Origin of the sequence: Luteimonas sp. J29, assembly GCF_000472505.1 — a bacterium.
GTDB lineage: Bacteria > Pseudomonadota > Gammaproteobacteria > Xanthomonadales > Xanthomonadaceae > Luteimonas.
In genome coordinates this window covers 117,934-138,492 of sequence record NZ_AWZR01000002.1, presented here as the reverse complement: position 1 = coordinate 138,492, position 20,559 = coordinate 117,934, and the positions used below count along the sequence as shown (strand labels likewise).

Here is a 20,559-nt window from a genome sequence, read left to right as displayed (position 1 = left end):
TCGGTGCTGCGCGTGCCCCCTCCCGGCCTCCCCCGCAAACGGGGGGAGGAGCGGATGGCGCGTCGCATGTGCCCCTCCCCTGCCCGCGGGGGAGGGGGAACCGCTTGCGGAGCAAGCGGTGGGGTGGGGGCAGGCTCCCTGACGAAGATGGTCGGTGCTGCGCATGCCCCCCCTCCCGGCCTCCCCGCAAGCGGAGGGAGGAGCGGATGGCGCGCGGTCGGGGCGGGTCCCCTGCGGGCAAGCGGTGCTGTCTGGGGGGGGCGTCGGAAAGTCGAGGCGGATTTGCGGCCGCGGGTGCCCCGTCGCCCCTCCCCCCGCTTGCGGGGGGAGGCTGGGAGGGGGGCCGGCGAACGGCCGCCGCCCTACAATTCCCCGATGAAGAAGTCCGACTTCCACTACGAACTGCCGCTGGAGCTGATCGCGCAGGAGCCGCTGCCCGAGCGCTCTGGCAGCCGGATGCTGGTGCTTCCGCCCGGCCAGGCGCCGCCGGTGGATGCGCGCATTCGCCAGCTGGGCGACTGGCTGCGGCCGGGCGACCTGCTGGTGTTCAACGACACGCGCGTGATCCCGGCGAGGCTGTTCGGGCAGAAGGACACGGGCGGCCGGGTCGAGATCCTGGTCGAGCGCCTGTTGCCGGGCAACCGCGCGCGCGCCCAGCTCGGCGCCAGCAAGCCGCCGAAGCCCGGCGCGCGCATCGCGATCGACGCCGGCGGCAGCGCGGTGGTGCTCGCCCGCGAGGGCGGCTTCTATGACCTGCAGTTCGAGGTCGGCGCCGCGCTCGAATCCTGGCTGCTCGAAGCCGGGCGCCTGCCGCTGCCGCCCTACATCCGCCGCGAGCCCGGCCGCGACGACGCCGAGCGCTACCAGACCGTGTTCGCGCGCGAGGCCGGCGCCGTCGCCGCGCCCACGGCGGGCCTCCATTTCGACGAACCGCTGCTCGCCGACCTGCGCGCGCGCGGGATCGGGTTCGGCCACGTCACCCTGCACGTGGGCGCCGGCACCTTCCAGCCGGTGCGCAGCGAGGACCTGCACCAGCACGCCATGCACAGCGAATGGCTCAACGTCGGCGCGGCGCTGGTGTCGCAGGTGCGGCGTACGCGCGAGGCGGGCGGTCGGGTCGTGGCGGTCGGCACGACGGTGGTTCGCGCGCTGGAAAGCGCGACGGTGGACGGCGAACTGCACCCGTTTTCGGGCGAGACCTCGATCTTCATCTTCCCCGGCTACCGGATCGGCAGCGTGGATGCGCTGCTGACCAACTTCCACCTGCCCGAATCGACCCTGCTGATGCTGGTGTCCGCCTTCGCCGGGCGCGAGCGCATCCTGGCCGCGTACACGCACGCGGTGCGCGAGCGCTACCGGTTCTTTTCCTACGGCGACGCGATGCTGCTGCTGGGCGACGCCTTCGACTGAACGACGCAACCTCCCGTTCCGCTGGCGCGGGTGCCGCGCCGGACGCGGATGAGTACAATTCTCATTTCCGCGCCGGTGCCGCCGGCCACCCAATGCACAGGAGCGACCCGATGCCCCCAATTCACGCCGTCCGCGTGGCCGCGACCGCAGCCCTGCTGTTGCTGGCCGCCTGCGGGCGCAACGGCGGGCCGGCGCCGGCCGACGGCCCGGGCGCCGCGCCCGCCGACGCCGGCGAGGTCAACCTCTACACCACGCGCGAACCGGGCCTGGTCCAGCCGCTGCTCGATGCATTCACCGCCTCCACCGGGATCCGGGTCAACACGGTGTTCGTGCGCGACGGCCTGCTCGAGCGCGTGCGCGCCGAAGGCGAGCGGTCGCCGGCCGACGTGCTGATGACCGTGGACACCGGCAACCTGCTCGACCTGGTCGACAACGGCCAGACCCAGGCGATCCGGTCCCGGGTGCTGGAGGAGGCGATCCCTGCGCACCTGCGCGGCGGCGACGGCCACTGGTTCGCGCTGTCGCTGCGCGACCGGGTGCTGTACGCCGACAAGGCCCTGGACCTCGACGCGTTCACCTACGAGGAACTGGCCGATCCGAAGTGGAAGGGGCGGGTGTGCATCCGCTCCGGCCAGCACCCGTACAACACGAGCCTGATCGCGGCCATGATCGCCCACGCCGGCGTGGAGCGGACCGAGCAGTGGCTGCGCGGGGTCAAGGCCAACCTCGCGCGCAAGGCCGCCGGCGGCGACCGCGACGTGGCCCGCGACATCCTCGCCGGCATCTGCGACATCGGCATCGCCAACGCCTATTACGTGGGCCGGATGAAGAACGCCGAGCCGGGCAGCGAGCAGCACCAGTGGGGCGAGGCGATCCGGGTGATCCGCCCGACCTTCGCCAGCGCCGCGGACGGCGGCACCCACGTCAACATCAGCGGCGCCGCCGTCGCCAGGCACGCGCCCAACCGCGACAACGCGGTGAAGCTGCTCGAGTACCTGGTCTCCGACGAGGCGCAGAGCCTGTACGCGCGCGCCAACTACGAGTACCCGGTGAAGGCGGGCGTGGAGCTCGACCCGGTGGTGGCCGGCTTCGGCGCGATGAAGGTCGATGCGCTGCCGCTCACCGAAGTGGCCAGGCGCCGCCGCGAGGCCAGCGAACTCGTCGACAGGGTGGGCTTCGACCACTGACGATCGCGCACAGGCAGGCCGGCGCCCGCCGGCCACCCGTTGCCGACGCCGACATGAGCGCCATCGCCACCGCCGACGCTGCTGCATCCATCCCATCGGCCCGGCCGCGCCCGGATGGCTGGCTGCTGGCCGCGTTCGCGATCGCGGCGCTGGTGGTGCTGCCGCTGCTCGCGCTGGGATGGACCGCGGCGCAGGGCAGCGACGGCCTGTGGTCGCACGTCGTCGCCAACGTGCTGCCGCGCGCGGCGTGGAACACGGCGCTGCTGCTGCTCGGCGTGGGCGCGCTGGTGGTGGCGATCGGCACCGGCGCGGCGTGGCTGGTCACCGCCTACGAGTTCCCGGGGCGCAGCATGCTGGCCTGGGCGCTGCTGCTGCCGCTGGCGGTGCCGACCTACATCGTCGCCTACGCCTACCTCGACCTGCTGCATCCGCTGGGCCCGGTGCAGGGTGCGCTGCGCACGCTGCTCGGGTTCGAGGGGCCGCGCGATTTCCGCCTGCCCGACATCCGCGGCCTTGCCGGCTGCATCGTGCTGCTGGGCTTCGTGCTGTACCCCTACGTGTACATGACCACCCGTGCGATGTTCATGACCCAGGCCGCGAGCCTGCTCGAGGCCGGGCGCAGCCTGGGCACCGGCGGCGCGGCGCTGTTCGCCCGCGTGGCCCTGCCGCTGGCGCGCCCGGCGATCGCGGTCGGCGCCGCGCTCGCGCTGCTGGAGACGCTCAACGACATCGGCGCCTCGGAGTTCCTCGGCGTGCAGACGCTCACGGTCTCGGTCTACACCACCTGGATCTCGCGCAGCGACCTGCCCGGCGCCGCCCAGATCGCGCTGGCGATGCTGGTGCTGGTGGTGGGCCTGATCGCGCTGGAGCGGCACGGTCGCCGGCGCCAGCGCTACGCCACCACGTCGCGGCCGCGGCCGATGCAGCGCCGGCGCCTGCGGGGCGGCGCGGCGTGGCTGGCGTTCGCGCTGGCCGCGCTGCCGGTGCTGGTGGGCTTCGCGGCCCCGACCGCCTACCTCGTGGCCGAGACCTGGCAGCGGCTGGGGCCGGGCGCCGGCGTGTCGCCCACGCTGTGGACGAGCGCCTGGAACACGCTGCGGGTGGCCGCGCTCGCGACCGTCGCGACGATGGCCGCCGGCCTGGTGCTGGCCTGGGCCCTGCGCCTGGCGCAGGGCCGCCGCCGGCCGCGCCCGGCCGCGGCCGCGCTGCGCCTGGGCAGTCTCGGCTACGCGGTCCCCGGCACGGTGCTGGCGATCGGGCTGCTCGTGCCGATGGGCGGGTTCGATGCCGCCGCCGGCCGCGTGCTGGGCGGGTTTGGCATCGAACCCCGGCTGCTGTTGATGGGCTCGTCCTGGGCGCTGGTGCTCGCTTACGTGCTGCGCTTCACGACCATGTCCGCCGGCGGCATCGAGGCCGGGCTGGCGCGCATTCCGCCGTCGCTCGACCAGGCCGCGCGCGGACTCGGCGATGGGCCGGGCAGGATGCTGCGCCGGGTGCACCTGCCGCTGCTGCGGCCGGCGCTGGCGGCGGCGGCCCTGCTCGTGTTCGTCGATGCGATGAAGGAACTGCCGGCGACCCTGCTGCTGCGCCCGCTGAACTTCGAGACCCTGGCGACCTGGCTGTACGCCGACGCCGCGCGCGGCGCCTACGAGGATGGCGCGGTGGCCGCGCTGCTGATCGTGCTGGCCGGCCTGCTGCCGGTGATCCTGCTCGCGCGGACCGGGCTCGCGTACGGACGCGGGGGGGTGGTGCGGTGAACGGCGACGCGCAGGCGCCGATGCTGGAGCTGCGCGGGATCCGGGTGGCGTACCCGGCCCCCGGCGGCCCGCGGGTGGTCGTGGACGGACTGTCGCTCGCGCTCGGCGGCGGCGCGATCGGCTGCCTGCTCGGCCCCTCCGGCTGCGGCAAGACCACGGTGCTGCGCGCGATCGCCGGATTCGAGCCGGTGCAGGCCGGCAGCGTGGTGCTGGACGGTGCGGTGCTCTCGTCGCCGGGCACGACCGTGCCGCCGGAGCGGCGCGGGATCGGGATGATGTTCCAGGACTACGCGCTGTTCCCGCACCTGGACGTGGCCGGCAACGTCGGCTTCGGACTGTCGCGCCGGTCGCGGCGCGCGCGCGCGGCGCGCGTGGCCGAGGTGCTGGCGCTGGTCGGCCTGTCGGACCGCGCCGACGCGTGGCCGCACGAGCTGTCCGGCGGCCAGCAGCAGCGGGTGGCGCTGGCGCGCGCGCTGGCGCCGTCGCCGTCGCTGCTGCTGCTCGACGAGCCGTTCTCCAACCTCGACGTCGACACCCGCGAACACCTGGCCGCCGAACTGCGCGCGATCCTGCGGGCCACCGGCACCACCGCCCTGCTGGTCACCCACGACCAGGCCGAGGCGTTCGCGATGGCCGATGCGATCGGGGTGATGGACCGTGGCCGGATCCTGCAGTGGGCCGATGCGCCGACCCTGTACACGCGCCCCTGCGATCCGTTCGTGGCCGGCTTCATCGGTCGCGGCCGGGTGCTGGCGGCCGCCGCGCTGGGGCTCGCGGGCGGCGGCCGGGTGCTGCTGCGTCCCGACCGGCTGCGGCCCGACCCCGCCGGCCGCATCCGCGCCGAGGTGGTGTCGGTGAGCTTCCGCGGCCCCGGCAAGGTGGCGTTGCTGCGCCTGGATGGCGGCGACGTGGTCGAGGTCGACCTGCCCGCGGATACCGACCAGGCGCCGGGTTCGACCCTGGCGATGCGCCTGGAGGAGGACGGACTGGTCCGCTTCCCGTAGCCTGTCGCGTCCCGTCCAGTCCCGCGCCGCCCATGTCCCGCATGCAGTTCGAACTCCTCGCCACCGACGGCGCCGCCCGCCGCGGGCGCCTGTCATTCCCGCGCGGGACGGTGGAGACCCCGGCGTTCATGCCGGTGGGCACCTACGGCACGGTGAAGGGGATGCTGCCGGAGCAGGTCCGGGCGACCGGCGCGCAGATCATCCTCGGCAACACCTTCCACCTGTTCCTGCGCCCGGGCCTCGAGGTGATCGAGGCCCACGGCGGCCTGCACGGCTTCGCGCGCTGGGACGGGCCGATCCTCACCGACTCGGGCGGCTTCCAGGTGTTCTCGCTGGCGCACCGGCGCAGGATCACCGAGGCCGGCGTGACCTTCGCCGCGCCCACCGACGGCTCGAAGGTGTTCCTCGGGCCCGAGGAGTCGATGCACATCCAGAAGGTCCTGGGCAGCGACATCGTCATGATCTTCGACGAGTGCCCGCCGGTGCACGTCGACGGCAGGCCGGTCGACAGGCGCGTCGTCGAGCGTTCGATGGAGCTGTCGCTGCGTTGGGCCGAGCGCTCCAGGCGCGCCCACGAAGGCAACGACGCGGCCCTGTTCGGCATCGTCCAGGGCGGCGTCCACCGCGACCTGCGCACGCGCTCGGCCGAAGGGCTGAAGGCGATCGGCTTCGACGGCTACGCCATCGGCGGACTGGCCGTGGGCGAGACCGAGCACGAGCGCAACGCGATGCTCGACCACACCTGCCCGCAGCTGCCGGGCGACCGGCCGCGCTACCTGATGGGCGTGGGCCGGCCCGAGGACCTGGTCGAGGCGGTGGCCCGCGGCGTGGACATGTTCGACTGCGTGATGCCGACCCGCAACGCGCGCAACGGGCACTACTTCACCTCGACCGGCGTGGTCCGGGTGCGCAACGCGAAGTACGAGCAGGACCTGCGCCCGATCGAGGAGGGCTGCGGCTGCCCGGCCTGCGCCGGCGGCTACAGCCGCGCCTACCTGCGCCACCTCGACCGCTGCAACGAGATGCTGGGCCCCATCCTGGGCACCCTGCACAACCTCTGGTACTACCAGGCGGTCATGGCCCGGATGCGGGAATCGATCGAGGCGGGAACCTTCGCCGCCTTCCGGGAGTCCTTCCATGCGGCCCGGCGCGATGCGCAGGTCCCGGCCCGGGACTGACGCCCCGGTACCGGGAGCCGGGGCCCCGGGGCGCCCGCCGGGTGGCCGGTCCGGCACCGTGGCATAATTCCCGGCTGTTTTCCGTCAATGGACCCGATCCGATGAACCTGCTCGACCTGCTGATCGCCCCGGCCCATGCCCAGGCCGCCGGCGCCGCCCCCCAGGGAGGCGGGCTGGGCGTCCTGCTGATGCCCATCGCGCTGATCGCGATCATGTACTTCCTGATGATCCGGCCGCAGATGAAGAAGCAGAAGGAGCATCGCGCCATGCTCGAGAAGCTGGCGGTGGGCGACGAGGTCATCACCAGCGGCGGCATCGGCGGCGTGGTGCGTTCGCTCGGCGAGAGCTTCGTGACCGTCGAGATCGCCGACAGGGTCGAGATCCGCGTGCAGAAGGGCGCGATCATCCACGTGCTTCCGAAGGGCACGCTCAAGGCGGCCTGATCCTGCGCACGCGACGCGCCACGGGCCACGGGCCCGCGGTGCGTCCCGGACGCTCACCTCGTCCTGCCCTCGCGGGCGGGCACGGCGCGGGGCCGCGAGGCCCGCCCGATTCCGCAGACGACTCCCGCAATGCTCGAATTTCCCCGCTGGAAATACGCCGTCATCCTGGTCGTGGTGCTGCTCAGCGCCTTGTATGCCGCGCCCAACCTGTTCCAGAAGGACCCCGCGGTCCAGGTGACGAAGAACCGGTCGTCGGCGGTGGTCGACGAGGCGCTGGCCGAGCGCGTGCGCACGATCCTCGGCGAGGCCGGGGTCGAAGGCGCCCGCGTCGAGCTCGAGGGCGATCAGGTGCTGGTGCGCCTTCCCGATGCCGGCACCCAGACCCGTGCCGCGGACGCGCTGCGCCCGGCGCTGGGCGAGGACTACACCGCCGCGCTGAACCTGGTGCCGACGACGCCGGCGTGGCTCGAGGCGCTGGGCGCGCGGCCGATGTCGCTCGGCCTCGACCTGCAGGGCGGCGTCCACTTCATGATGCAGGTCGACCAGAAGGCGGCGCTGGAGAAGCGGCTCGATTCCTACGCCGACGCGATCCGCGCGGCGCTGCGCGAGGCCCGCATCGGCTACACCGCCGCCGAACGCCGCGCCGACGGCACGGTCCAGGTCACGCTGACCAATGCCGGCGACGCCGCCCGCGCGCGCAGCGAGATCGAACAGGCGTTGGCCGGCATGCGCGGATCGGCCGCGCTGGGCACTACCGGGCCGATGCTCGAGGTCGAGGGCAACCGGATCGTGGTGCGCCTGTCCGAGGGCGAGCTCAACCGGATCGCCACCGAGGCGATCGAGCAGAACCGCAACGTCATTTCCAACCGCATCAACGCCATCGGCGTCGCCGAGCCGGTGCTCCAGCGCCAGGGCGACGACCGCCTTGTGATCCAGCTGCCGGGCCTGCAGGATACCGCCGAAGCCAAGCGCCTGATCGGCGCCACCGCGACGCTGGAGTTCCGCGCCGTCACCGGCGACGAGGTCCAGGCTGCGGCCGCGCTCGCCGACAACAGCATTCCGGCCGGTTCGCGCATCTATTACGACGACGCCGGCCGTCCGCTGCTGCTCTCGCGCCGCCTGCTGGTGTCGGGCGACGAACTGGTGAACGCGCAGCCGACCACCGATCCGCAGACCGGCCTGCCGGCGGTGTCGATCACGCTCAACAGCGCGGCAGGCAAGCGCATGTTCGACCACACCCTGGAGAACGTCGGCAACCGCCTGGGCATCGTCTACGTCGAGCGCATCCCGACGGTGACGATGGTCAATGGCGAGGAAGTGCGCTCGTCGCGCACCGTCGAGCGCGTGATCAGCTCCTCGACCATCCGCGGCGTGTTCGGCAAGGACTTCCAGACCACAGGCCTGAGCCGCGAGGAAGCGACCGCGCTGGCCAAGCAGCTCAAGGCCGGCGCGCTCGCCGCGCCGATGGATTTCGTCGAGGAAAGCGTGATCGGCCCGACCCTGGGCGCGCAGAACGTGGCCCGCGGCACCAAGGCGGTGGTGTACGCGTTCCTGTTCACGCTGGCGTTCTTCGCCATCTACTACCGCATGTTCGGCCTGATCACGTGCGTGGCGCTGCTGCTGAACCTGCTGATGGTGGTGGCGGTGATGAGCCTGTTCGGGGCGACGATGACCCTGCCGGGCTTCGCCGGCCTGGCGCTGTCGATCGGCATGTCCGTGGACGCGAACGTGCTGATCAACGAGCGCATCCGCGAGGAACTGCGGGCGGGGATGCCGCCGCGCACCGCGATCGCGACCGGCTACGACAAGGCGTCGGGCACGATCTTCGACTCCAACATGACCGCACTGCTGGCGGGCGTCGCGCTGTACGCGTTCGGCACCGGCCCGCTGCGCGGCTTCGCCGTGACCATGGTCATCGGCATCCTCACCTCGGTGTTCACCGCGGTCACCGTGTCGCGCGGCATCGCCACCCTGATCTACGGCGGCAAGCGCAAGCTCAAGTCGATCGCCATCTGACCGCCGGGAGACCTGGACCATGGCACTTTTCCCCCTGCACCTGATCCCGAACAACACGCGCATTGACTTCATGCGCTGGCGGATGCTGACCGTCGGCTTCATGGCGGTGCTGATGCTGGCGTCGGTCGGGTTGATCGCGACCAAGGGTTTCAACTACGCGCTCGACTTCACCGGCGGTACCTCGGTCGAGCTGCTGTTCGAGAAACCCGCCGACGTGGACGCGGTCCGCGACCGGCTCGAGGAGGCGGGCTACCCCGGCGCCCAGGTCCAGACCATGGGCACGGCGACCGACCTGATGATCCGGCTGCAGCCCAAGGACGGCGGCACCGACGCGGAGGCGATCAACCGCACCGCCGATGAGGTGCTGGCCGCGGCGAGCTCGGAGGACAACCCGGCCACGATCAAGGGCCGGTCCTACGTCGGCCCGCAGGTCGGCCAGGACCTGGCCCGCAACGGCATCTACGCGATCGTGTTCGTGGTGCTGGGCTTCCTGATCTACATCGCGTTCCGGTTCGAGTGGAAGTTCGCGGTGTCGGCGATCATCACCACCCTGGGCGACGTGCTGATCGTGGCCGGATGGTTCTCGCTGGCGGGGCGGGAGTTCGACCTGACGCTGCTGGCGGGCCTGCTCACGGTGATGGGCTTCTCGATCAACGACACCATCGTGGTGTTCGACCGCGTGCGCGAGAACTTCCGTTCGATGCGCGCCGAGCCGCTCGAGATCCTCAACACGTCGATCAACCAGACGCTATCGCGCACCATCATCACCTCGGTGGTGGCGTTCCTGACCGTGCTGGCGCTGTATATCTACGGCGGTGGTTCGCTGGAGGGCATGTCCGAGGCGATGATGATCGGCATCGTGATCGGCACGGCGTCGTCGATCCTGGTGGCCTGCCCGCTGCTGACCATCGGGCCGCTGAGGGTGAGCAAGCAGGACCTGCTGCCCAAGGCGCGCGACGAGGAGGCGCTGGCGCGCCGGCCCTGATCGCTGTCCGGACGCTGCCATGAAGAAGGCCGCGCACTGCGCGGCCTTCTTCTTTTCCGGGAGTGCGGCGTCGGAGGGGCGCGCACGTGGTGGGGCCGGGCATGGTGCATCACGCTCGACAGTCCGGTGTCGCGGGGAGGGCCGCCGGGTCCGCCCGGCCTGCTCCGCGAATGTCCTCCGGCCTCCGCCTGCGGACGGAGGCCTCCTCCTCGAGTTCGCTGCGCAGGCCGGGCGGCCCCGGCGCCAGGTGGCTCCGGAGGCCGGAGCACGCTTTTCGCCGTCGAAGGTGGCCGGGTGGCGAACGACACCAGGTCACGGTGTCGCTTTCCGGGTCACTCGCGCCAGACAGGTGCAGGGTGCCGACGGGTCGAGGCGCTCGAGTGGGCATCGAGGCTGCGGGAGCCGCCGGGTCCGCCTGGCCTGCTCCGCGAATGTCCTCCGGCCTCCGCCTCCAGGCGGAGGCCTCCTCCCTGAGTTCGCTGCGCAGGCCAGGCGGCCCCGGCGCCACTTGGCTCCGGAGGCCGGAGTGCACTTGTCGCCGCCGGGAAGGTGGCCGGGTGGCGGATGGCATCAGGTCGCGGCGTCGCTTGCCGGGACACTCGCGCAGACAGGTGGAGGGTGCCGACGGGTCAAGGCGCTCGATGGGTCGTCGAGGCTGCAGGTGCCGCCGGAACCGCGCGGGCTGCTCCGTGAATGTCCTCCGGCCTCCGCCTGCGGGCGGAGGCCTCCTCCCCGGGTTCGCTGCGCAGGCCAGGCGGCCCCTGCGCCACGTGGCTCAGGAGGAGGGAACGCGTTGTTCCGCTGTTTCGCTGTTTCGCTGTCGCCGACGGTGGCCGGTTGGCCGCGATCAGGCGAACGCGGCAGCGTACCCGGAAGAGACGATCGCCTTCTGCACGGCGTCGGTGACCTTGACGTTGCCGGCGATCAGCTGGCGGCCGGTGCCCATGGCGACGTGCATCGGTCCGGTCGGGGCGCCCCTGAAGTCGCAGACGCGGCCGCCGGCTTCGCGCACCAGCAGGACGCCGGCGGCGATGTCCCAGGGCTGCACGCCGGCTTCGAAGTAGGCGTCGCAGCGACCGGCGGCGACCCAGGCCAGGTCGAGGGCGGCCGAGCCGGTGCGGCGCACGTCCTCGGCGTCCTTCATCAGCAGCTTCACGCAGTCCAGGTGCGGGTCGAGGCGGGCGCGTTCGCGGGGCGGGAAGCCGGTGACCAGCATCGCGCCGGACAGGTCCTTGCGCTCGGCGACGCGGATGCGCTTGTCGTTGAGCTGGGCGCCGGCGCCGCGCGAGGCGATGAACAGCTCGTTGCGCAGCGGGTCGAACACCACGCCGTGCAGCGGCTCGGGGCCCTCGCACAGGGCGATCGAGACGCACCAGTGGGGGATGCCGTGGAGATAGTTGCTGGTGCCGTCCAGCGGGTCGATCACCCAGGTGTAGCGGCTGCCGCCGCGGCTGCCCTTCTGCGCGCCGCCTTCCTCGCCGAGGATAGCGTACTCGGGATTGGCGCGCCGCAGTTCGCGGATGATCGCCTCCTCGGCCAGCCCGTCGACTTCGCTCGCGTAGTCCAGTCGCCCCTTCTCGACCACGTTCAGCGCGTCGAGGCGGTGCATGTGCCGCACCAGGACGTTGCCACCGGCGCGCGCGGCCTTGACCATGATGTTGACGGCAGGGGCGAGCATTGCGGACTCCGGGGCGCGGGCGGGACGGGTGGCGGGTGGCAAAGAGCGGACCGGCGCGGTGGCCGGGCGCGCAGTTTACCATTCGCGCATGAGCGATTCCCTGCACGCGGCCGCGCGCCTGCGCATCGTCCTGGTCGGCACCCAGCACCCGGGCAACATCGGCTCGGCGGCGCGGGCGATGAAGACGATGGGCCTGCGCGACCTGGTGCTGGTCGCCCCCGGGCGCTTCCCCCACCAGGACGCGGTGGCGATGGCGGCCGGGGCCGGCGACGTGCTGGAATCGGCCCGCGTGGTGCCGGACCTGGCCACGGCGGTCGCCGACTGCCGGCTGGTGCTGGGGTGCACCGCGCGCAGCCGGCGGATCGCACTGGACGAGCTGCTGCCGCGCGAGGCCGCGGCCCGGGCGGTCGCCACCGCCGCGGCGCCGGCCGGGACCACGGCGGCCGTGGTGTTCGGCCGCGAGCGCACCGGGCTGGACAACGACGAGCTGCAGCTGTGCCACGCGGCGGTGACCATTCCCGCCGATCCGGAGTACAGCTCGCTGAACCTGGCCGCCGCGGTCCAGGTGCTCAGCTACGAGCTGCGCCTGGCGATGCTCGGCCCGCGCGAGGCCCTGCCCGCGGTGCCGGCCCCCGACGGGGACGTGCCGGCCAGTCACGCCGAGCTCGAGGGCTTCTTCGCCCAGCTGGCGGACACCCTGGACGCGATCGATTTCCACAAGGGCCGGGCGCCGGAGTCGGCGCTGCGCAAGCTGCGCCGGATCTTCCTGCGCGCCGCGCTCGACGATCGCGACGTGCGCCTGCTGCGCGGCGTGCTCGCCGACGCCCAGCGCATGGCCCGGCTGGCGGCCGAGCGTGGCCCTTGACCCGCGCGCCTACCGGGGGCGCGGGTTTTCGGCTAGGCTCGCCGCGTCGCCTGCCTTGACCAGGAACCATTCCTTGCCCGTGCCGTTCCCCGGTTTCCGCCTGCCCCGGCTGCTGGTGGTGCTGTTGCTGCCGTGGCTGGCCCTGGCCGGGATGGCGCGCGCGGACGACGGGGTGCTCGTGCTCGGCCGCATCAGCGACGACCCGGCGGCGCACTACGAGCAGCTCAAGCCGCTGCTTGATTACGTGGTGCCACGGATGGCCGACGTGGGCATCCGCGAAGGCCGGATCCTGATGGCGCGCGATGCGCAGCAGATGCTCAGCTACATGCGCCGCGGCCGGGTGGACTGGGTGACCGAGACCGCGGCCACCGCGATGGTGCTGGCCGAGCGCAGTGGCGCGCAGCCGCTGCTGATGACCGAGCGCGATGGCGTGTCCAGCTACCGGACCCTGTTCTTCGTCCGCGCCGACAGCCCGGTGCAGGAGCTGGCCGACCTGCGCGGGCGCAGCATCGCGTTCCAGAACCCGATGTCGACCAGCGCGTACTACGTGCCGGCGACCGAACTGCTCGACGCCGGGCAACGGCTGGAGATCCTGCTCTCGCCGATGGACCGGCCGGCGCCCGACTCGGTGGGCTACGTGTTCGGGCGCTCGGAACTCAACGTCTCGGCCTGGGTGCACAAGCGGCTGGTGGATGCCGGCGCGATGAGCAACCTGGACTGGATCAACCCGCAGCGCGTGCCGCCCTCGTACCGCCGCGACTTCCGCATCGTGCGCGAGACCCCCGAGTTCCCGCGCGCGGTGGAGATGGTGCGCGGCGACCTCGATCCGCGGGTGCGCGAGCGCCTGCGCGAAGTGCTGCTCGGCGCGGCCGATGACCCGGACGCCCGCGAGGCGCTGCTGCGGTTCTTCATGACCACCCGCTTCGCGCCGATCGATGCCGACACCGAGCGCGCGCTCCAGCACCTGCGCCGCGGCGTGGCGCGGGTGGCGCGGGAGGTCGAATGAGGACCCGCATCGGGCTGAGCGCCCGCTTCGCGATGCTGGCGGTGGTGGTGCTGGCCTGCGTGCTCGGCATGGTGGCGCTGGTGTGGGACCGCCAGGAGGCCATGCACCGCGAGGCGCAGGAGCTGAGCGTGCAGGCGATCAGCGAGTTCTCCTCGACCCGGCTGCTGTCGCGCGGGCAGGCGGCGACCGTGCAGCTGGCCGAGTCGCTGGTCAACCCGGTGTACTACTTCGACCTGGACGCGATCGGGGTGGCGGTGCGGGCAGTGCTGCGCCAGCCGGACGTGAGCTACGTGATCGTCTACGACAACGAAGGCCAGGTGATCCACGACGGCAGCCCGGACATCTCCACCTACGGGCAGACGATGTCCGATCCGTTTGCCTACGAAGTGCTGGGGCTGGAAGCGGCGCACGTGCAGTCGAACGACACCCTGGTGGACATCGCCGCGCCGATCCGGATCGGCGACCAGCGCCTGGGCGGGGTCCGCGTGGGCTACTCGCTGGCGGCGGTGAAGGCCGAGGAGGCGCGCGTGGGCGGGGTGATGGCCAGCCGGCTGCAGGCCATCGGCCGCAGCCAGCTGCTGTGGCTGGGCGTGCTGCTGGTGGGAATGGTGGGGCTGCTGGTGACCATCGGCGTGGTGCTGCAGCGGTCGCTGGTCTCGCCGGTCCAGCAGATGGCCGACGCCGCGCGCCAGATCGAGGCCGGCACCCTCGACGCCGACGTGCCCGCCTCGCGGCGCAAGGACGAGGTGGGCGACCTGATGCGGGCCTTCGCCCACATGCGCGACAGCCTGGTGCGGCACGACCGCGACATCCGCCGGATGGCCTACACCGACGCGCTGACCGGGCTCTCCAACCGCCTGGCGTTCCGCGAACTGCTCGACGAGCGCGTGGCCCAGGGCCACGGTTCCGCGCACCAGCTGGCGCTGCTGTTCGCCGACATCGACGACTTCAAGCGGGTCAACGACACCATCGGCCACGACGCCGGCGACGAGGTACTGATGCAGTTCTCCGGCCGCATCCGCGAGGTGATCGACCGCCACGGCGGCGGCGGCTCGGAACTGGCGCGCTTCGGCGGCGACGAGTTCGTGATCCTGCTGCAGGGCCTGGCCGGGGAGGACGACATCCGCCCGCGCGCCGGCCGCGTGGCCACCGCGCTGGTGCAGGAACTGTCGCGGCCGATCAGCGTGCACGGCCGCCAGATCTTCCTCGGCATCTCGATCGGCATCGCCCTGTTCCCGGACGACGCTGCCGACGTGCCGGCGCTGATGAAGAACGGCGACATCGCCATGTACCAGGCCAAGGTGGCGGGCAAGAACTGCTACCGGTTCTACAGCCGGGTCATGGACCAGGCGGTCGAGCGCCGGGTGCGCATGGAGCAGGACCTGCGCGGGGCCTGGGAGCGCGGTGAACTGAGCCTGGCCTACCAGCCGGTGTACCGGCTCGACGACGGCCGCCTGGTGGGCGCCGAGGCGCTGCTGCGCTGGCGCCATCCCGAGCATGGCCACGTCGCCCCGGCGCTGTTCATCGACGTGGCCGAGCAGAGCGGTCTGATCGAGGCGATCGGGCCGCAGGTGCTGCGTGCGGCGTGCATGGACGCGCGCGGCTGGCAGGAGGAGGCGCCGGCGGCGCGCCAGCTGTTCGTCTCGGTCAACGTCTCGGCGCGGCAGCTGCGCGCCGGCGACCTGGCCACCCAGGTCGAGGCGGTGCTGCGCGAGACCGGGCTGCCGCCGAGCCGGCTGCACGTGGAGCTGACCGAGACCGCGGTCATCGGCGACGAGGCGCGCGTCAGCGGGCTGCTCGCGCGGTTGCGCAACTCCGGCGTGAAGGTGTGGCTGGACGACTTCGGCACCGGCTTCTCGGGGTTGAGCCACCTGCGCCGGGTGCCGGTGGACGGGGTCAAGATCGACCGCAGCTTCATCGCCGACGTGCTGCGCGACCCCGACGACCTGGCCCTGACCACGGCGATCATCGCCATGGCCCACTCGCTGGGCATCCAGGTGGTGGCCGAGGGCGTGGAGAAGGAGGGCCAGTACGCGCTGCTGCGCGAGCGCGGTTGCGACATGGCCCAGGGCTACTGGCTGGGGCAGCCGATGTCCAACGAGGACTTCAAGCGCCTGCTGGCCTGAGCGGCGGCGTTCAGGCCAGCAGCCCGCCGATCCACTGCGTGGCGGCCGCGGCCAGGGCGCCGGACAGCACCCCGAACACCACGATCACCACGATGCCCACGGCCCAGCAGGCGAGCATCAGCGCGCCGTCGCGTTCGAGCAGGGCCAGGGCGTAGACCAGCAGCAGGGCCCCGAACGGGTAGTTGGTGAACGGGATCGGCAGCGCCAGCAGGATCCCGAGCAGCACCAGCAGCAGGCCGGTGAACATCGCCGCCATGCGGTGGTCGATGACCGCGACCAGGCGCGGCTTCACCACGCGCTCCAGCCGCGCCAGCCACGGCCCGGCCATGCGCTGGAACGCCTGCAGGCTGGCGCGCCGCGGCCCGCGCCGGGCGACGAAGCGCGGCAGCCACAGCCGGCGCATGCCGACCAGCAGGTGCAACCCCACCAGGATGGTCAGTGGCCCGCCGATAGCGCCGCCCACGCCCGGGATCGGGATGAAGGCGGGCAGGGTGGACACCAGCAGCAGCATGCCGAACACCTGGCGGCTGAGCCCGGCGAGGATGTCCTCGAGCCGCAGGTGGTCCTCGGGGTCGCCGGTGGCGAGCGCGTCGAACAGTTCCCGGGTGCCCAGCCCGTCGCGGCGCGATCGCGGCGTGGCGTCCGGATCGTCAGCCGTCATGGTCGGCGGCGTCCCCCATGCGCCTGAGCAGCAGCTTGTCGATGCGCGGGCCGTCCAGGTCGACGACCTCGATCCGCCAGCCGTTCCAGTCGAAGTACTCGCCGACGTGCGGGATCCGCCCGAACCAGGCGATCACCATGCCCGCCGCCGTGTGGTAGTCGTGCTCGTCCTCGCCCGGCAGGTTGCCGCCGCCGAGCAGTTCGCGGGTGGTGTCGACCGAGATGCCGCCGTCCACGAGCAGCGAGCCGTCCTCGCGGGTGGAGATCTGCGGCACCGCGTCCGGCCCCTCGCCGGTCTGGTTGCGGCCGATCACCGCCTCCATCACGTCGTTCACCGTCACCAGGCCGGTGACGTCGCCGTACTCGTCCACCACCAGGGCCAGCGAATGCTGCTCCTCGCGCAGGATCTCCAGCAGCTTGAGGGCGGTGGTCGATTCGGACACGAACAGCGGTTCGCGCATGTACTTGAACAGGTCGAAGCCGGGCTCGTCGAGGCGGTCGATCAGCGACTTGATCTCGAGTACGCCGACCACGTCGGCGTCGCTGCCGCGGTACACGGGGTAGCGAGAGAACGGCGTGGCGCGCATCTGGGCGAGGTTCTCCTCGAAGCCCTCGGCGATGTCGAGCCAGGCGATGCGGGTGCGCGGGGTCATCAGGCTGGCCGCGGTGCGGTCGCCCAGGCGCAGGACCCGGTTCATCATGTTGCGCTCGTCGGCATCGATTACGCCCTGCTCGTGGCTCTCGCTCAGCAGCAGCCGGATCTCCTCCTCGGAGACCTTCGCGGCCTGGGTGTCCTTGAGCCGCAGCAGGTGCAGGATCGCGCCGACCGAGGCGCCGAGCAGGCGCACCGCCGGGTAGGCCAGGCGCGAGAGCCAGTGCATCGGCAGGGCGACCCACGAGGCCAGGCGCTCGGGGGCCAGCAGGGCCAGGCGCTTGGGCACCAGTTCCCCCAGGACGATGCTCAGGTAGGTGATCAGGCCGACCGCCACCACCGTGCCGGCCACGGTGGCGTAGCTGCCTTCCTTGAGTAGCGGCGCGGGAGCGGCCATCGACGGGAACCATTCGAGCAGGTGTGCGCCGATCGACCGGCCGATGGCGTCGCCGCCGAACATGCCGGTCAGGATCCCGATCAGGGTGATGCCGACCTGGACCGTGGACAGGAAGCGCTCGGGGTGCTCGGCCAGGTCCAGGGCCCGCCGGGCTCCGCGCTGGCGGGCGGCGGCCAGCTGCTTGAGCCGCGCCTTGCGCGAGGTGACGACCGACATCTCCGACAGCGCGAAGAACGCGTTGCAGGCGATCAGGACCAGGACGATGAACAGCTCAAGCACGGCGGCGGGCCCGGCCGGCGGCCATCGCCGGGGTCAAGGGGGAACGGGGGCTGCCGGTGCGGCGTCGGGGTGGGCTGGGGTCGTCGTCCATGGGGCGGCGGCGCGGCGCGTGCGCGGTCGGCAATGATAGCACCGGCCCGGGCGGGGTCCGGGTGCGCCGGCCGGGATTGGCCGGGGGCGGCGCCGAGCGGTCATAATTCCGCCCCTACGGCCGTCCACCCCGAGGCGGCGGGACCCTCCCCGATGTTTTCCTTGCAGACCATTTTCGGCCAGGGCAACCAGTTCTATTCCCTGCTCGAGGAGGCCGCGGAGGCGGCCCACGACGCCGCCAAGGCCCTGCATGCCATGCTCCGCGAGGCCGACCGCCAGCCCGCGCTGGACGCCTTCAAGCTGGCCCGCCTGCGCGAGCGCGAGGCCTCGGACAAGATCAGCCAGGCCCTGGTGGACAGCTTCATCACCCCGATCGAGCGCGAGGACATCGAGGCGCTGGGCTCGGCGCTGTACAAGATCCCCAAGCAGATCGAGAAGTTCGCCGACCGCTACTCGCTGGCCACCCAGCACCTGGAGCACATCGACTTCGCCCCGCGCGCGGCGATGCTCGAGCAGGCGGCCGAGGTGGTGGTGCAGATGGTCAAGCAGCTCAGGCACATGAAGCTCGAGCCGATGAAGGCGCTCAACGACCGCCTGCGCGCGCTGGAGAACGAGGCCGACCGGCTGATGCTCGAGCTGTACCGGGACATCTACTCGGGCAAGCTCGACCCGCTGCAGATGTTCCTGCTCAAGGAATTCTTCGAGATCCTCGAGAAGGCCATCGACCGCTGCCGCGAGGCCGGCGTGGTGGCCTACGAGATCGTCCTCAAGAACTCCTGACCGGGCGCCGACCATGCTGACCCTGGTCCTGATCGTGGTGGCGACCGCGCTGGTGTTCGAGTACATCAACGGGTTCCACGACACCGCCAACTCGATCGCGACCGTGGTCGCGACCAAGGTGCTCTCGCCGATGCAGGCGGTGGGCCTGGCCGCGTCGATGAATCTGATCGGCGCCCTGGCCGGCACCGCGGTGGCCAAGACCATCTCGTCGGGCCTGATCGATGCGGGGGTGATCGAGGTCGGCTCGCAGCTGGTGCTGTGCGCGCTGCTCGGCGGCATCAGCTGGAACCTGATCACCTGGTGGCTGGGGCTGCCGTCCTCGTCCTCGCACGCGCTGATCGGCGGCCTGATCGGCGCGGCGATCGCGGCGGCGGCGAACAACTTCGACGTGGTGATCTGGTCCGAGCCGGCCGAACCGGTCTATCGCAGCGCGGGCGTGCTGTGGAAAGTGGTCGTGCCGATGGTGTCCTCGCCGGTGCTTGGCTTCGTCGCCGGCTTCCTGGTGATGGGACTGCTGTTCTTCATCATCTCGATGATGGCGCGCTCGGGCGGCTGGCTGGCGCGGATCGCGCGTCCGCGCTGGGTGAACGGCTTCTTCGGCAAGGCGCAGATCCTCAGCGCCGCCGGCATGGGCTTCGCCCACGGCATGAACGACGCCCAGAAGACCATGGGCATCGTCGCGCTGACCCTGGTGAGCGCGCAGGCGGCCGGCACCCTCGACGTGCTGCCGTCGTGGCTGGCCTTCCTGCATCCCTCCGACGCGGCGCTGGACCACGGCGACATCGACACCTGGATCAAGGTCACCTGCGCGGTGGTGATGGCGGCCGGCACCGCCGCGGGCGGCTGGCGGATCATCAAGACCCTCGGCCACAAGCTGGTCAAGCTGCACCCGATCCACGGCTTCGCCGCCGAGACCAGCGCCGCTTCGGTGATCCTGGCGGCCTCGCACCTGGGCATCCCGGTCTCGACCACGCACAACATCTCGTCCGCGATCATGGGCGTGGGCACGGCCAAGCGCCTGAACGCGATCAAGTGGGGCGTGGTCCACAAGATGATCTGGGCCTGGATCCTGACCATCCCGATGTCGGCCGGCATCGCCTACCTGCTGTTCCGCCTGATGCAGGCGATGGGCTGGGCCTGACCGGCCGTTCCGCGACCGGGCGCGGGCGGCGGGTGCCGGCGCACGCCGGCGGTGGGGCCGGCCCGGCGCCGCGGGCGGGCGTTCCGGCCGCCTGGGGGCTACAGCAGGTCGCCGTCGGCCGACAGCGCGCGCTCGAGCCGGTCGCCCATGCCGCCGATTTCCAGCACCACGCGGCTGACCTCGGCGGCGGTGAGGCCGTCGTAGGGGCGGTTCTCGCACAGCTGCAGGTAGGGCACGCCGTCGAGCTCGCCGATCGCCAGGTAGCCGACCCGGCTGTTCCAGTTGAAGGCCAGCGCGCGGCGCGCGTCGATCCCGGTGATGGGAGCGATCACCGTGCTGGCGCGCAGGTAGCAGCGTCCGTCGTCGTCCTGGAGCTCGGACAGGAAGATCGCCTGGTGCCGGCGCCCGCCGTCGAGCGACAGCTCGACGCAGACCACGTAGGGCTCCTGCATCGTGACCCGGAAGTCCCCGCCGAGCAGGTGGCGGCGGATCTGTTCGAAGTTCTGCATGGGACGCCCCCCCGACGATTCGAGCCGATATCCTAGTGCGCGATGGCTGCCCTGTCTGCCGACTCGCCCGCCGTGGCGCGGATCCTCGCCGCGGTCCGCGCCGTGCCGCGCGGGCAGGTGGCCGGCTACGGCCAGATCGCGCGGCGCGCGGGCCTGCCGCGGCGGGCGCGGCTGGTGGCGCGGGTGCTGGCCGGGAACGCCGACCCGGCGCTGCCGTGGCACAGGATCCTGCGCAGCGACGGGCGGATCGCGTTCCCGCCGGGCTCGCCTGGCTTCCGCGAACAGGTGCGGCGGCTGCGCGCCGAAGGCGTGGCGGTCGAGAATGGCCGGGTGCGGATGCCGCGCGCGGACACCGACCTGGACGCCGCGCTCTGGGGGCCGGACCGGGCCTGAGCG

At 72.2% G+C, this 20,559-nt stretch carries 18 protein-coding genes; 14 read left to right on the top strand and 4 right to left on the bottom strand.

What is annotated here, in order from left to right; translation table 11 throughout:
• Window positions 1-375: 375 nt before the first annotated feature.
• The 8 genes from queA (at window position 376) to secF (ending at window position 9,980) form a co-directional block, all read left to right on the top strand.
• A complete protein-coding gene (gene queA, locus LUTJ29_RS0103500; protein ID WP_027071334.1) occupies window positions 376-1,410 on the top strand; it encodes a tRNA preQ1(34) S-adenosylmethionine ribosyltransferase-isomerase QueA in 1,035 nt (344 codons plus the stop codon).
• Window positions 1,411-1,520: 110 nt separating this feature from the next.
• On the top strand, window positions 1,521-2,597 hold the full coding sequence (locus LUTJ29_RS0103495; protein ID WP_084524606.1) for a Fe(3+) ABC transporter substrate-binding protein: 1,077 nt from the start codon (window positions 1,521-1,523) through the stop codon (window positions 2,595-2,597).
• Between the two features lie 53 nt (window positions 2,598-2,650).
• Window positions 2,651-4,354 carry an iron ABC transporter permease gene (locus LUTJ29_RS0103490; protein ID WP_084524604.1) on the top strand — a complete coding sequence of 568 codons (1,704 nt, stop codon included), beginning with the start codon at window positions 2,651-2,653 and terminating at the stop codon, window positions 4,352-4,354.
• Window positions 4,351-5,358, top strand: a complete 1,008-nt coding sequence (locus tag LUTJ29_RS15990; protein WP_198012651.1) for an ABC transporter ATP-binding protein — start codon at window positions 4,351-4,353, stop codon at window positions 5,356-5,358. The genes LUTJ29_RS0103490 and LUTJ29_RS15990 overlap by 4 nt, the downstream gene beginning before the upstream one ends.
• 32 nt (window positions 5,359-5,390) lie before the next feature.
• Window positions 5,391-6,536: a tRNA guanosine(34) transglycosylase Tgt gene (gene tgt, locus LUTJ29_RS0103480; RefSeq protein ID WP_084524602.1), complete on the top strand. Its 1,146-nt coding sequence runs from the start codon at window positions 5,391-5,393 to the stop codon at window positions 6,534-6,536.
• Window positions 6,537-6,637: 101 nt separating this feature from the next.
• The gene (gene yajC, locus LUTJ29_RS0103475) at window positions 6,638-6,979 is read left to right on the top strand and encodes a preprotein translocase subunit YajC (RefSeq protein WP_027071330.1); all 342 of its coding nucleotides are present in this window, start codon (window positions 6,638-6,640) and stop codon (window positions 6,977-6,979) included.
• A 129-nt stretch (window positions 6,980-7,108) separates the two neighbouring features.
• Window positions 7,109-8,995: a protein translocase subunit SecD gene (gene secD, locus LUTJ29_RS0103470; RefSeq protein ID WP_027071329.1), complete on the top strand. Its 1,887-nt coding sequence runs from the start codon at window positions 7,109-7,111 to the stop codon at window positions 8,993-8,995.
• A 19-nt stretch (window positions 8,996-9,014) separates the two neighbouring features.
• Window positions 9,015-9,980 carry a protein translocase subunit SecF gene (secF, locus tag LUTJ29_RS0103465; protein ID WP_027071328.1) on the top strand — a complete coding sequence of 322 codons (966 nt, stop codon included), beginning with the start codon at window positions 9,015-9,017 and terminating at the stop codon, window positions 9,978-9,980.
• 847 nt (window positions 9,981-10,827) lie between these two features.
• Here the strand turns inward: secF and LUTJ29_RS0103460 are convergent.
• Window positions 10,828-11,658 (bottom strand): inositol monophosphatase family protein, encoded by an 831-nt coding sequence (locus tag LUTJ29_RS0103460; RefSeq protein ID WP_027071327.1) that lies wholly within the window; start codon window positions 11,656-11,658, stop codon window positions 10,828-10,830.
• A 100-nt stretch (window positions 11,659-11,758) separates the two neighbouring features.
• On the opposite strand from LUTJ29_RS0103460, the gene LUTJ29_RS0103455 reads away from it, so the two are divergent.
• From LUTJ29_RS0103455 to LUTJ29_RS0103445, 3 genes are all read left to right on the top strand, one after another.
• Window positions 11,759-12,523, top strand: a complete 765-nt coding sequence (locus LUTJ29_RS0103455; RefSeq protein WP_186442000.1) for an RNA methyltransferase — start codon at window positions 11,759-11,761, stop codon at window positions 12,521-12,523.
• Window positions 12,524-12,674: 151 nt separating this feature from the next.
• The gene (locus tag LUTJ29_RS0103450; protein WP_084524662.1) at window positions 12,675-13,529 is read left to right on the top strand and encodes a phosphate/phosphite/phosphonate ABC transporter substrate-binding protein; all 855 of its coding nucleotides are present in this window, start codon (window positions 12,675-12,677) and stop codon (window positions 13,527-13,529) included.
• Window positions 13,526-15,655, top strand: a complete 2,130-nt coding sequence (locus tag LUTJ29_RS0103445; RefSeq protein ID WP_027071324.1) for an EAL domain-containing protein — start codon at window positions 13,526-13,528, stop codon at window positions 15,653-15,655. The genes LUTJ29_RS0103450 and LUTJ29_RS0103445 overlap by 4 nt, the downstream gene beginning before the upstream one ends.
• Window positions 15,656-15,665: 10 nt before the next feature.
• Here LUTJ29_RS0103445 and LUTJ29_RS15985 read toward each other — a convergent pair whose 3' ends face one another.
• Window positions 15,666-16,316 (bottom strand): exopolysaccharide biosynthesis protein, encoded by a 651-nt coding sequence (locus LUTJ29_RS15985; protein WP_051322664.1) that lies wholly within the window; start codon window positions 16,314-16,316, stop codon window positions 15,666-15,668.
• Window positions 16,306-17,643, bottom strand: coding sequence for a hemolysin family protein (locus tag LUTJ29_RS0103435; RefSeq protein ID WP_027071323.1), 1,338 nt, complete (start codon window positions 17,641-17,643; stop codon window positions 16,306-16,308). The genes LUTJ29_RS15985 and LUTJ29_RS0103435 overlap by 11 nt, the downstream gene beginning before the upstream one ends.
• Window positions 17,644-17,886: 243 nt before the next feature.
• On the opposite strand from LUTJ29_RS0103435, the gene LUTJ29_RS0103430 reads away from it, so the two are divergent.
• Both LUTJ29_RS0103430 and LUTJ29_RS0103425 read left to right on the top strand, forming a co-directional pair.
• The gene (locus LUTJ29_RS0103430; RefSeq protein ID WP_027071322.1) at window positions 17,887-18,513 is read left to right on the top strand and encodes a DUF47 family protein; all 627 of its coding nucleotides are present in this window, start codon (window positions 17,887-17,889) and stop codon (window positions 18,511-18,513) included.
• Between the two features lie 13 nt (window positions 18,514-18,526).
• Window positions 18,527-19,654 (top strand): inorganic phosphate transporter, encoded by a 1,128-nt coding sequence (locus tag LUTJ29_RS0103425; protein WP_027071321.1) that lies wholly within the window; start codon window positions 18,527-18,529, stop codon window positions 19,652-19,654.
• A 98-nt stretch (window positions 19,655-19,752) separates the two neighbouring features.
• Here the strand turns inward: LUTJ29_RS0103425 and LUTJ29_RS0103420 are convergent, their stop codons facing one another.
• Window positions 19,753-20,163, bottom strand: a complete 411-nt coding sequence (locus LUTJ29_RS0103420) for a hypothetical protein (RefSeq protein WP_027071320.1) — start codon at window positions 20,161-20,163, stop codon at window positions 19,753-19,755.
• A gap of 42 nt (window positions 20,164-20,205) precedes the next feature.
• Between LUTJ29_RS0103420 and LUTJ29_RS0103415 the strand changes: the two genes are divergently transcribed.
• Window positions 20,206-20,556, top strand: coding sequence for an MGMT family protein (locus tag LUTJ29_RS0103415; protein ID WP_051322663.1), 351 nt, complete (start codon window positions 20,206-20,208; stop codon window positions 20,554-20,556).
• Window positions 20,557-20,559 lie beyond the last annotated feature (3 nt).